General features: G+C 32.8%; 10 protein-coding genes. 3 read left to right on the forward strand and 7 right to left on the reverse strand.

What is annotated here, in order from left to right; translation table 11 throughout:
- Window positions 1–111: 111 nt before the first annotated feature.
- The 4 genes from BMY96_RS15510 to BMY96_RS15525 form a co-directional block, all read right to left on the reverse strand.
- On the reverse strand, window positions 112–300 hold the full coding sequence (locus BMY96_RS15510) for a hypothetical protein (protein ID WP_092853861.1): 189 nt from the start codon (window positions 298–300) through the stop codon (window positions 112–114).
- A 12-nt stretch (window positions 301–312) separates the two neighbouring features.
- A complete protein-coding gene (locus BMY96_RS15515; protein ID WP_092853863.1) occupies window positions 313–1173 on the reverse strand; it encodes a nuclear transport factor 2 family protein in 861 nt (286 codons plus the stop codon).
- 91 nt (window positions 1174–1264) lie between these two features.
- Complete coding sequence (locus tag BMY96_RS15520; protein WP_092853865.1) at window positions 1265–2146, reverse strand: AraC family transcriptional regulator; 882 nt, start codon at window positions 2144–2146, stop codon at window positions 1265–1267.
- A gap of 416 nt (window positions 2147–2562) precedes the next feature.
- Window positions 2563–5160, reverse strand: a complete 2598-nt coding sequence (locus tag BMY96_RS15525; protein WP_092853867.1) for a phosphoenolpyruvate carboxylase — start codon at window positions 5158–5160, stop codon at window positions 2563–2565.
- A 285-nt stretch (window positions 5161–5445) separates the two neighbouring features.
- Between BMY96_RS15525 and BMY96_RS15530 the strand changes: the two genes are divergently transcribed.
- Entirely contained in the window at window positions 5446–7251 is a 1806-nt protein-coding gene (locus BMY96_RS15530; RefSeq protein WP_092853869.1) for a hypothetical protein, read from the forward strand.
- Window positions 7252–7276: 25 nt separating this feature from the next.
- Here BMY96_RS15530 and BMY96_RS15535 read toward each other — a convergent pair whose 3' ends face one another.
- Both BMY96_RS15535 and BMY96_RS15540 read right to left on the reverse strand, forming a co-directional pair.
- Window positions 7277–9667, reverse strand: coding sequence for a hybrid sensor histidine kinase/response regulator (locus tag BMY96_RS15535; protein WP_092853871.1), 2391 nt, complete (start codon window positions 9665–9667; stop codon window positions 7277–7279).
- A 150-nt stretch (window positions 9668–9817) separates the two neighbouring features.
- Window positions 9818–10150, reverse strand: a complete 333-nt coding sequence (locus BMY96_RS15540) for a single-stranded DNA-binding protein (protein ID WP_092853873.1) — start codon at window positions 10148–10150, stop codon at window positions 9818–9820.
- Between the two features lie 220 nt (window positions 10151–10370).
- Between BMY96_RS15540 and BMY96_RS15545 the strand changes: the two genes are divergently transcribed.
- Window positions 10371–10718: a hypothetical protein gene (locus BMY96_RS15545; RefSeq protein ID WP_092853875.1), complete on the forward strand. Its 348-nt coding sequence runs from the start codon at window positions 10371–10373 to the stop codon at window positions 10716–10718.
- Between the two features lie 67 nt (window positions 10719–10785).
- The gene (locus tag BMY96_RS15550) at window positions 10786–11478 is read left to right on the forward strand and encodes a hypothetical protein (RefSeq protein WP_092853877.1); all 693 of its coding nucleotides are present in this window, start codon (window positions 10786–10788) and stop codon (window positions 11476–11478) included.
- 82 nt (window positions 11479–11560) lie between these two features.
- On the opposite strand, the gene BMY96_RS15555 is transcribed toward BMY96_RS15550, so the two are convergent.
- A complete protein-coding gene (locus BMY96_RS15555; RefSeq protein WP_092853879.1) occupies window positions 11561–12028 on the reverse strand; it encodes a CBS domain-containing protein in 468 nt (155 codons plus the stop codon).
- Window positions 12029–12145: the final 117 nt, after the last annotated feature.

Consider the following 12145-nt stretch of genomic DNA (forward strand, 5'->3'; position numbering starts at 1 on the left):
CTACCTTTAAATTATTAATTCTGTAACGCTATTTCAGGACGTCACAAATTAAACAAAAAAAACAGCTCTAGTATTAACTAGAACTGTCTTTTTATTTATGTTATGTTTATTCTATGTATTGGATTCCAGTTGCTTTTCTAGCGCCTCGGCTTTATCTTTATACTTCTGCATAGCCTTTTTTAGTTGACCTATTTTGTTTACCAATTCGTCATCTTGTATGGCTAGGTAAGTGGTTTCGCTATTGGTTTCTTTTATTTTCGATTTACCGCCACAAGTTGGGCAATTAGCAACGTTACTCATATTAATTACTTATTAAAAGTTAAATTTTCCGTTATCGTTTTTTCTATCTTGCTCTGGTAATATGGTTTCAATAGTATCCCAATGTTCTGCAATCTTTCCATTTTCTATTCTAAACAAATCGTAGAACGATGTTGGGTTTCCTGCAAATGTGCCTTCGCTAACCGATAATACAAAATTACCTTCTCCTAAAACAATGTGGTTTTTGGTAAACACCATAGTAATGCCTTGTTTTGCCATGTCTTCTAGGGCTTTTCCTAATCCAGAAACGCCATCGGCAATCATGGTGTTGTGTTGTATGTACGCGTCGCCATCAAAATAGTTTGGCATTTTATCGAATTCGCCATTAATTAAAACGGTATTAATAAAATCTTTTACCAAGGCTTTGTTTTGTTCGGTTTTATCTAAATCTGTAATAGTTACAATGCCATCTGTTTGGGTTCTTCCGCTTGGGTTTGCTGTTGCCAAATCAGAAAAGTTATCCCAATGTTCTGTAATTAGGTCATTTTCAAACTTAAAAATATCGAACCCTACTTTTGGTCCAAAAAAGTCGTATTTTGTGTGTGTAATAGCATAATCGCCATCTTGAAATGCACGCACTACATTGGCTTTAAAACCACCTTCGGGCGCATGGTGTAATACTTCGCCAAAACCCTCTAATCCGTCTGCTACGGTAAGATTATGTTGTGTATAATTAGTTGGGTTAATGTGTGCAATGGCCGATTGGTCTCCGGTTTCTAAACTTGAAATTACTGCTACGGCTTTGTCTTTATTTGATAATGTTGTTGTTTCCATGGTTTCTAAATTAGTATTGTTTTGTGAGTCGCAAGCGGTCATTATTAGAGTGAGTGCAACAGTTGTAATTAATGGTTTCATTGTCTTTGTTTTTAATTATGGTACAAAGATGAAGCAACTACAAGCTTTAGAAAAGATGAAAACGGGAGTTAATATGGTTAAAGTGGAACCTTTAGGCTTCCTGAAGTGATTTAACAAAGGCTTTTGGGGTTAAACCTGTATTTTTTTTGAAATATTTGGTAAAATTAGTTGGGTCTTCAAAGCCTAAATTATAGGCTAATTGTGCACTAGTTAAGTTGGCATTTATTAAACTGCGTTTTGCTTGTAGTATTACAAAATCGTCAATAACGTTTTTTGCAGTTTTATTAACTAGGGTTTTGCAAACTTTATTAAGGTGTTTATAGGTTATGGCTAATTCTTTAGCGTAGTACCTGGCGCTTCTACTTTTAGTTAGCTGCTTTTCAATTAGCGAAATAAAGTTTTGATAAAGCGCCACTTTTGAGGTGTCTGTTATATGAAAGGTTTGCTTTTGTTTTAAATTTTCGGCTTTAGATATTAAAATGGTTAAAAGCGAATTAACAATGTGTTTATGGTTAAAGGTGCTAGAATTTTTATACTCTGTATATAACAGATTAAAATAGGTTGTAAACTCTGAGTTTTGAGGTATTTGAAGAATGGGCGAAAACAGTTCTGGGTTAAATAGCCTAAACACAAAATCGTCTGATAAATTGGTAAAGCTATTTACAAAATAGGTTTCGGTAAAAATAATGCAATAGCCTTTTAAATGGTTCGAGAACTCGAAAGCATTAACTTGGTCTTTGGTTAAATAAACCAAGCTGTTTTGTTGTACCGGATACCAGTTAAAATCTATAAAGTGCCTGCCAGAACCTTCGGTAAAAAAAATAAGGTTATAAAATTTTAACCGATGCGGTAATTCTGGGTCATGATTATGTTCGCTTTTACTCTTAGCAATGTCTTTAATAGGCACAATTTCGAAACCAAAATTATTGGTTGTTGCAGGGTTAAATGTTATTTGAGGAATATCTTTTGTCATGTTACCTACAATATGCTTCGGTTAAAAAGGCATTAATACCAATGCGAGTTCTGCTTTGTTGCTGTTTGTGTTAAGCGTGGCACGAAGTTATCTTTTATTTGGGTAAAAATCAAGTGTGTTTATACATCTATGTTAAACTTAATGCTTAAACCTAGGTATGCAGCCCGCGTTAGGGATTTGTGGGCATGTTTGGGCTTCTTAACATTGGGAGGTAGCGCGTAGTGAAAGCCCGACTACCTGTCCTGAGCGGAGTCGAAGGGTGTGGTAACCTGCCTGCCGGCAGGCAGGCGCCCAACTACTAGTTACAAGGTGTGTAATTAGCGCGATACTCGAAATGCTATTTAGTACTTAAATTTAAGGCAAAAAAAACCTCCGTTTTTAAAACGAAGGCTTTGTAACTATAATGTAAAGCTTTTTTAAGCTGAATTTCTACTGGCATTAATATTACCAAATAATGATCGTGTTACGATTTTCTCGTAAATTAATTTGTCTGGATCATCGGCAGCTACACCGGCTTTTTCTAACTCTTGAAGCTTTTTAAGTGCAAACTGTTGTATGGTAAGTAATGGTAAAACGATAGATTCTCTAACTTGTATAGAGGCTCTTCCTGAAGGTTCGTTTTCCATTAACTCGCTATAACCTGTAAGTTTTAATAATAGGCGTTTGGTGGTTAAATATTCTTCATGAATAATGTTCCAGAAGCCTCCAAACTCTTCGTCTTTAGACATGTATTTTGTTAAATCGAAGAATGATTTGGTTAAAGACATCATACTGTTTTCTAACAATGTTCTGAAGAATTTAGAGTTGTGGTATAGTTGCTCTACTTTATCGAACTCCCCATTTTCTTCGTATTTTTTAAGTGCTGTACCAACACCGTAAAAACCTGGAACGTTTTGTTTTAATTGACTCCAAGATCCTACAAAAGGAATGGCTCTTAAATCTGAAAACACCAACTTATCTGATGTGCCACGTTTTGATGGTCTACTACCAATATTAGTTTTAGCATAGAATTTTAAAGTACTCATGCGCTCTAAATACGGTATAAACATTGGGTGACCTTTAAAGTCTTTGTATGTTTGGTAGCTTGTTTCGGCTAAATCGGTCATAACCGCTCTATCGGCATCGGACATTTTATTTTTAGCGCCATCAATTCTGTTTTTAATACCCGAACTTATAAGTTGCTCTAAGTTAAATTGAGCAGAATCTAGGGTTCCAAAATTAGAACTAATGGTTTGTCCTTGTATGGTAAGTTGTACTTCTTTATCTTCAATTGTTGGTCCTAAAGAGGAGTAGAACTGGTGTGTTTTTCCTCCGCCACGTGCAGGAGGTCCACCACGACCATCAAAAAATATAGCAGTAACATCGTATTTTCTAGACATTTCGGTTAGCAACTCTTTGGCTTTATAAATACCCCAGTTGGCCATTAAATATCCACCATCTTTTGTACCATCAGAGAAACCTAACATAATGTGTTGTTTGCTTCCTCTGGCTCTAAGATGCGCCATATATTCTGGGTTAGTATACAATTGCTCCATAACTCCAGGTGCGTTTTCTAAATCTGGTATAGTTTCAAAAAGTGGTGCAACATCTACTGTTAATTCATCTTTAAAGGCAACCATTCTTAACATTGCAAATAATTGCATAACGTTAAGTGCCGTTTGGTTGTTACTAATAATGTATCGATTTGCACCGCGCTCACCATTACTTTTTTGAATGTCTTTAATTATGGCAATGGTTTTTAGTGTATTGCAAACCATTTCGTCATCAAAGGCATCTAAATTAGAAACATCGTCTGTTGCTTTTGAAAGGATTTCAATTTGTTCAGCCTCAGATAAGTCGTGATAATTATCTGGGAAAGATGATGTTCCTGTTGCAATTAAGCTATCTATAACCGTAGAGAATACGTTATGGTGAATTCTACTATCCTGTCTAATATCTAAAGATGCAAAACTATAACCAAAAAGGTGAACTCTATTAATTAGGTTATTAAGATCGCTAACATATAAAGATTGATGCTCTTTAGTAATAACATCTCTAATACTTAGCAATTCTTTTATAAACTCTTTTGAAGACATAATATCTTCATTGTCTCCATTTTGATTAGTGCTGTAGTTATAAAATAAAGTTTCTAACTTTATAATACGCTCCTCTACACCTCTAAAGGTTAGCTTTTTTCTTAAATCTCTTAAATCTTCATAATATTTTTTATGAATAGACTGTTTAAGTTTTTTAGCTACTTTTAATGTTGTATCTGGTTTTACAAATGGATTACCGTCCCGATCGCCTCCTGGCCAGAAACCAATATTTACAATTTCGTTATGGCGTTTACCGTCGTCGTAAATACTTGTTTGTATGTAGTTGTAAATAGACCCAAAGGTTTTGTAAAATACGTTTTCTAAATACCAAATTAAACTTTTAGCCTCATCGTAAGGTGTTGGTTTTTGGTGTTTAAAAAATGGTGTTTTTCCTAATTGTCCAAATAAGTTATTTATTTCGGATAAATCGTTTTCTTTTATCGCTTTAGTTAAGTTTGTAATAATACCTAAAACCGACCCTGGGTAAAATTGTGTAGGGTGGGCTGTTAATACGATTCTAACTTTAAACTCTTCTAAATATTTTTGTAATTCTTCAAGATTACCTTCGGCAGCTGCTGTACCTTTTAAGTTTCTTAAAGTCCCTACACCTTCCATATTATTTACAATAGGGAAAGCAGCGTCTTCAATAGCGTCAAATAATACAACTTGGCGCTCTATGTATTGAATAAACCTAAATAACAGGTTTATTTGACTTTCTTTATTTCTACGTGCCTGGTATTTTTTAAAAAAAGTTTCAACTATAGTGGTTGGATTATCACCTTGCTTAAATCCCTTTTCGCAAGTTTCATGAAACAAAGGAAGTAAAACTCCTGTTTTTGTTACTGCATCAAAAGGCAAAGTCATAAATATACTATTGTATATCTGATATTTGGATAAAACACTTTGGTTGAATCTAGTTAATTTTGGCTCTACGGACATATTTCTTCTTTAGTAATTAATTGCCATAAAAATACTAAAGGTTTGGTGAACCACCCAGATGATTTAAAGTTTTGTCAATTATTATCGATTACCGATTTCTTATTATGAATAATTAAATAAAATGGCACATTAGCCCGAATTTTTTTAATTCGCATAGACATGTTGTCGCAAAATGGAGGTTTTTAATTTGAATTTATAACATATTGATGTGGTTTAAAGCATGACATAAGTCATATTCCTAGATGAGTCGCTTCTATACCTTTGTTGAATAATTATAAAGTAATTATGAAAAAAACACATTCATTTCATATTCCTGTAATGGGCATTGGGTTTACAATAGATACACCATTAAAAGTAGCACAATACGGTATGGATTCTGTAATTTCTTTGGTAGATGATATTTTACTAGAGAAATTAAGAAAAATGTACAGTGATAAATTTGAGGTTTCTTATCATGAGATTACAGATAAAATTGAAGATTTTAGAGCAAAGCGAATTACAGCTTACCTTAATTTAATTAGTGATTTGGCTGAGCAAAAATTTGAATCTCTAAAAACCATGGCGTCAGAGAAAAGCGATGCATTACTAGCTTACGTAAATATGCTCCCAGATAGCTCTAAAGCAAAGCAAGAATTTAAGAAACTAAGCTCAAATGGTTTTAAGGCTTCTGAAATTAAAAAATGGGCGAGCAAAAAATTACAAATGGGTAGTATTGATGTAAATATCATGACCAAGGTGGATAAGGATAATTACATTAAAAACGAAAAGCTTGAGGTTAAGTATAACGATGCGCATGCAGCTTTACGTGGTTTTGCTAATAGTAAATTAAGTTCTTCGGTAGTGCTATCGGCTGGAATGAATCCTAGATTATTTGCTTATATGGCTCAGTTTAATGATTTTTTCCCGGATAAAAACGGCCAGTTTAAAAAACGCATTATTTTAAAAGTAAGTGATTATAGATCGGCATTAATACAAGGTAAATTTTTAGCCAAAAAAGGCTTGTGGGTTTCGGAGTATAGAATTGAATCTGGCTTAAATTGTGGCGGACATGCCTTTGCAACCGATGGATATTTGTTAGGTCCTGTTTTATCAGAATTTAAACTAAAACGTAAGGAATTACAAGACACTATTAAAGCCGTATGGCATCAAGAATTATTAAATACTAACCGTGCAATTCCCGAAAAACGAGCAACCTTTAAGGTTACCACGCAAGGTGGTGTAGGAACAGATGAAGAACATACTTTTTTACTTAACCATTACAATTTAGATTCTGTAGGTTGGGGAAGTCCGTTTTTACTAGTTCCAGAAGCTACGACAGTAGATAGTGAAACATTAAATAAATTAGCTAAAGCGAAAGAGGAAGATTTGTATTTAAGCGATATTTCGCCGCTTGGTGTTCCTTTTAATAATTTAAGAAACAACACTAAAGATTTAGAAAAGCAAGCTTTGATTAATAAAGGCAGACCAGGAAGTTCTTGCCCTAAAAAGTTTGTGGCTTTGAATACCGAATTTAAAGATAAAGGTATGTGCACAGCCTCTAGAGCATATCAATTTAATAAAATTAAAGATTTAGAAAAGCAAAATTTACAACAGGCAGATTACTTAAAACAGTATAACAAAATTATCGAGAAATCTTGTACATGTGTAGGTTTAGGCACTTCTGCTTTGTTGGCATATAATTTAGATACTAAGGTTGAAGGTAATGGTGTCTCTATATGTCCAGGGCCTAATATGGCGTATTATGATAAAACCATGAGCCTTGAAAATATTACCGATCATATATACGGCAGAGCGAATATGGTTTCGCGTAGCGACAGACCTAATTTGTTTATTAAAGAGTTGGATATTTACATTGATTATTTAAAGAATAAGATGGAAGATGCTAAAACGTCAATGAGTAAAAAGGAAGAGAAGTATTTAAAAACGTTTTCTGAAAATTTGAAAGCAGGTATATTATACTATCAAGATTTATTTCAAAACGTAAAACATAGTTTTGAAGATATTAGACTAACGGTTTTGAAAAATCTAGAAAATAGCGAGCTTATTCTTAACAAAATTTGCTTTGAGATAACGGAACTGCAAGTAAAATAAGTAGTGTTGTTAGGGCGTTTTGTGCTTATGCAATTTGTAAGTTCACGGACTTATCGTCTTCATCATCCTTACCATTCTGCTTATTAAAATTGCAAGCATTTATGTTTTCGAAAAGTAGCGTTTTATTTATGGGTTTGGTCATGTAAGCATTCATGCCTAAATCTAAAACACGTTGTTTTGTTGCTTCCATGGCATCGGCAGTAACTGCTATTATAGGTGTGGTGTGTATGGTATTACCTAATTCGCCACTTCTTATTATTTGGGTTGCTTCATAGCCATCCATTATTGGCATTTGTAAATCCATTAAAATAATATCGTAAACATCCTTTTTTAAGGCCTCAATAGCTTCTTTACCGTTATTAGCAATAGCAAAAGTTATTTGAGAATTGGTGCTCAAAATCTTTTTCATTACCATTTGGTTAAGCTTGTTGTCTTCAACCACCAAAATGTGTAATGGTGTTTCGTTTTGTACATTGGTTGCCGTTGCTGTTTTTTGCTCGATGCTATATTTTAAGTTTAAATCGATAAAAACATTGGTTCCTTTATTTGGTTCGCTTTCAATGGTAATGTTGCCGTTAAATAATTCAACAATATGTTTTACAATAGTTAACCCTAAACCTATACCTCCAAATTCCCTTTTGTGGTTTAGTTTCATTTGGTTAAAACTATCAAATACTTCGTTTTTGTTTGTTTTATCTATACCAATTCCGGTATCTGTTATTTGAAATGAAAAACGACAAGTATCGTTAGGTTGTTTTAAACATTTAAGTTTAAATAGCACATGGCCTTTTTCGGTAAATTTAATAGCATTGGAAAGTACATTGTTAATTATTTGTACAAATCGATCTGGGTCTGCATTAATATTTGCAGGTATTTCAGAATCCATCTCAAAGGTGTAGTCTAAGCCTTTTTTTAAAGCTTCGGCCTTCCAATTACTGCTAATTTGATTTAGTTTTATTGATGGGTTAAAGGTTTGAAAGTTTAGTTCTAAGGCTTTGTTTTCAATTTTTTCAAAATCTATAATGTCATTCACATTACTTAGCAAGCTAAGCGATGCATTTTTAATTATTTGAAAAGGTTCTCTGTTTTTTTTATTGGTTTGAAATTCTAACTCATTTTCCGCAACACCCATTATAGCATTAATTGGAGTACGTAGTTCATGACTCATATTAGACATAAAGTACGTTTTTAAAGCACTTATTTCTTGCGACTTTTGTAGCGCTTCTTCTCTCGATTTATCTTTCTCTAAACGTAGTTTTTTAATTAAGTTGGTCATGGATAACGACAAGAAAACAACCTCGAATCCAGAGCCAAATTTGGAACTATTTAAAGTAAAAAAGTTATTAGGTAACAAACTTAAATTGTTCATTACAAAACCTAGCATGCCTACTACAAGGAAAACAATTCCTATGGAAAAAAACGGGTCTACTTTAACGCCTTTTACTCGAAGGGTTATTATGGTGGCTAAAATAACAATTAAGGTAATTAAGGCCGATAGGTTTGTTAGTGGGTATGCAAGTTCTACGGTGTGTTTATTAATAATTAAGAATAGAAATATTAGTGTTATTAGCGCGTAAAGGACCTTAAAGGTTTTCATGAAACCTTTTAAGTTGTATTTAACTCTTAAAAAGTGTTCGCAATATTTTAGAAAGAATAGATTTGATAATAAACCGGTTATTAATACAGCAGAACTGTTAAAAAAACCAGCTTCTGTTAAAATGTATTGGTGTATTAAACCATCTAATGAGGCTTGCATTAAAGCAATTGAAAACACATAAAGCCCATAATAGAAAAAGGCCATTTCTTTTAAACTGGTGTAAAAAAACAAATAGATAATTCCTGCTAAAAACAATAAGCCGTAAAACAACCCGAGGAATAGTTGTTGATTGTAGTTTACCATCCAAAACGAAGATTCATCGTTTATAATAAGCGGTAAATTTATGGTTTCACCATCACTTTTATAATTAATATATATCTGTTGTGTAACGTGGGGTGGTACCGCTATTTTAAATATGGTAGATCTGTGTTGTACTTGTTTTTCGCTAAAATTAATATTATCGCCATTTAAAAAGTGCTGTATATGGCCATTACTAATTTGGTATAAATTAACATGATCGGTAATGGGTCTTGCGGTTTTTAAGTAATAGGTATTGGTGGTATTCGAGCTGTTTTTAAGTTTAAAACGTACCCAATAATTATGTGAAGTAAAACCAATATTATGATTTTCAGATTCTAGTTTACTGTATTGTAAACCTGAGTTTTCTAATATTTCAGAGATACTAAATTCTGTTTTTTCAGCATTTGCAAATTCTGCAAATTCATATAACTCACCTGTACTTTGTTGAATATCATAAACATCGTTTTGGGCTAATAGACCAAAACTAAAAATGTAGATAACTATAAGTAAGCGTTTCATATTTGGGAGAAATATGAATCAAACATAGGTATTATATAACTAAATTTCAATGTTTTGGGTGGATAATTATGCTTTTTATCCGTAAAATATGCATTTAGTCGGTGATTTTTTGTTTAAAAGGGCTACTTTTACGCAGCCCTTTGTGTTTAATTACTTCCCTAGCATGAGCAATTCGTTGCAAACAATTTCTGTGATGTAGCGTTTGTTACCATCTTTATCATCATACGATCTAGAGGTTAATTTGCCTTCAATAGCAACTTCTTTACCCTTAGTTATATACTTTTCAATAATTTGTGCAGTCTTTCCCCAGGCCACAACATTGTGCCATTGGGTGTCTGTTATTTTTTCTCCCTTATTATTGGTGTAGCTTTCATTTGTAGCAATATTAAATTTAGCTAAAGTTTTTCCTGATTCTAGATTGATGATTTCAGGATCGTTTCCTAAGTTACCAATCAACTGTACTTTGTTTCTAAGTGTGCTCATAATTTTAAATTTACGTGTTAAACAGTTAATACTATCGAGTTCTTATGTTTCGACACTGCAAAGATGAATCGGTTTTAAACTTTTAATCGGTTGGTAAATGTTTGTGTTCGTTTGTAAACGTTTGTAGTCGTTTAAATTGTTTTATTAAGTGGTTATACTTGAGGAGTTTGTAAATTAAAATTTTAATTTAAAATGCATATATTTATATAAATTAATTATTATGACTAAAGTTTGTTTAGAATGTAGTGAGAAATTAGTGGGCAGAAGCGATAAAAAATTCTGTAGCGATTATTGCAGAAATGCCTATAACAATACTATTAATAAGGACTCTAAAAACTTAATTAGAAATATAAATAACCGATTGCGAAAAAATTGGAGAATTTTAGAAACTTTAAACCCTAAACAAAAAACCAAAACAACAAGAACTAAATTAATTCAAAACGGATTCGATTTTAATTACTTTACCAGTATTTACACTACCAAGGCAGGTACTATTTATTACTTTGTTTACGATCAAGGGTATTTACCCTTGGATGGCGATTTCTATGCCCTTGTAAAACGGGAATAAGGCTATGTAACATTCTTAATTAAAGTATTACTAATACGTGTAATAATAAATCTTTTTAATTTAAAATATGAGTGCACTTTACATTGTTATTATAGCTGTTACCCTTTTTAGTATACTGGCTTATTTAATATATTACTATAGTCCTAAAACCATAATTTTAAGACGTTTAAAAAACTTACCTAACCAACGTATAGGCAGTTTAAAAACCAAAACATACTCTAAAATAGAAGGCAAAGCATTGCAAATAGATACGCCATTAATAGCACCATTAAGTAAGCGAAAATGCGTGTTTTATAAAATGGTAATACAAAAAAAAGTGCGTTCTGGTAAAAACTCTAGATGGAAAACAATTGTTAACGAAGAAAAAATTCAAGATTTTTTTATCGAGAAAACCGGAGAACGTTTGGTGGTGTTGCCAACTACAAATCCTAAAAATTATTACGATTATTTAGTAACCGATAAAACAGCAAGTTCTGGTTTGTTTAAAGAACTTACACCAGAGTTTGAGGCGGTATTGCAATCTTACAACATTAAAAGCGATACGCTATTTGGTTTTAAAAGGCAGTTGCGTTATAAAGAATCTATAGTGGAGGTTGGCGAGCGCATTGTAGTTGCGGGTTATGTAACCTGGGAAAAGTTGGATAATCCTGTAAAAGACTACAACTACTCCAATATAGCAGCAATAAGAGCCAATGGTAAGGATAAAATTTTAATTACCGATAGTCCTGCAGCGCACAAACCCAAACACGGCAGGCTATAAAAATGGGCTTGGTTTACTAGAGTTAAGAAAAAAATCGCCCCAAAAGGCGATTTTAATTTTATATAAAATGTTTTAAAACACGTTATTTCCAGTTTTGTCCTTTTAACTGCATAGCAGCTTTAAGTACATCTTTTTGGCTTATTTGCCCTACTAGTTTACCGTTTTCTACAATTGGAAAACGACGTCTGTGTGTTTGCACAAACTTGCTTGCAGCATCAAATATATTCATGTTTCCATCAATAGTATCTACATCTTTGGTCACGTATTTTTCAATGGTTGCGTCCTGCATAGGCATATTGTAATAACGGCTTTCACTAATTTGTTTAATACAATCTGTTTCAGAAATTATACCAATCAATTCATGCTTATCGTTAATTACAGGTCCACCAGAAATTCTATTAGTGATTAGAGATTGCATAACACTCTCCACGGTTTGGTCTGGAGTAAATGTTATTAAATCTTTAGTCATATAATCACTTACCGAAAAAGGAATATCATCGGTCGTATTGTTTTGTTGTCTTCTAGCCCCTTGAAAACTCTTTATTGCCATAGTTATAGATTTTAGTAATTCTAAATATAGTTAATATTTTTTAGAAATCCTAAAATTGCACCACTAGAGTGTCCTTTAAAACCGTTAAAAAAGAATGGCTAAATTTTTAATTTTAAG

This window comes from Algibacter pectinivorans (assembly GCF_900112595.1).
In the GTDB taxonomy this organism is placed as follows: domain Bacteria; phylum Bacteroidota; class Bacteroidia; order Flavobacteriales; family Flavobacteriaceae; genus Algibacter_B; species Algibacter_B pectinivorans.

Coding starts and splice junctions, on each gene's coding strand:
- BMY96_RS15555 (WP_092853879.1), bottom strand. CDS start 12,028: ATGGCAATAAAGAGTTTTCAAGGGGCTAGAAGACAACAAAACAATACG.
- BMY96_RS15515 (WP_092853863.1), bottom strand. CDS start 1,173: ATGAAACCATTAATTACAACTGTTGCACTCACTCTAATAATGACCGCT.
- BMY96_RS15540 (WP_092853873.1), bottom strand. CDS start 10,150: ATGAGCACACTTAGAAACAAAGTACAGTTGATTGGTAACTTAGGAAAC.
- BMY96_RS15525 (WP_092853867.1), bottom strand. CDS start 5,160: ATGTCCGTAGAGCCAAAATTAACTAGATTCAACCAAAGTGTTTTATCC.
- BMY96_RS15520 (WP_092853865.1), bottom strand. CDS start 2,146: ATGACAAAAGATATTCCTCAAATAACATTTAACCCTGCAACAACCAAT.
- BMY96_RS15510 (WP_092853861.1), bottom strand. CDS start 300: ATGAGTAACGTTGCTAATTGCCCAACTTGTGGCGGTAAATCGAAAATA.
- BMY96_RS15535 (WP_092853871.1), bottom strand. CDS start 9,667: ATGAAACGCTTACTTATAGTTATCTACATTTTTAGTTTTGGTCTATTA.
- BMY96_RS15545 (WP_092853875.1), top strand. CDS start 10,371: ATGACTAAAGTTTGTTTAGAATGTAGTGAGAAATTAGTGGGCAGAAGC.
- BMY96_RS15550 (WP_092853877.1), top strand. CDS start 10,786: ATGAGTGCACTTTACATTGTTATTATAGCTGTTACCCTTTTTAGTATA.
- BMY96_RS15530 (WP_092853869.1), top strand. CDS start 5,446: ATGAAAAAAACACATTCATTTCATATTCCTGTAATGGGCATTGGGTTT.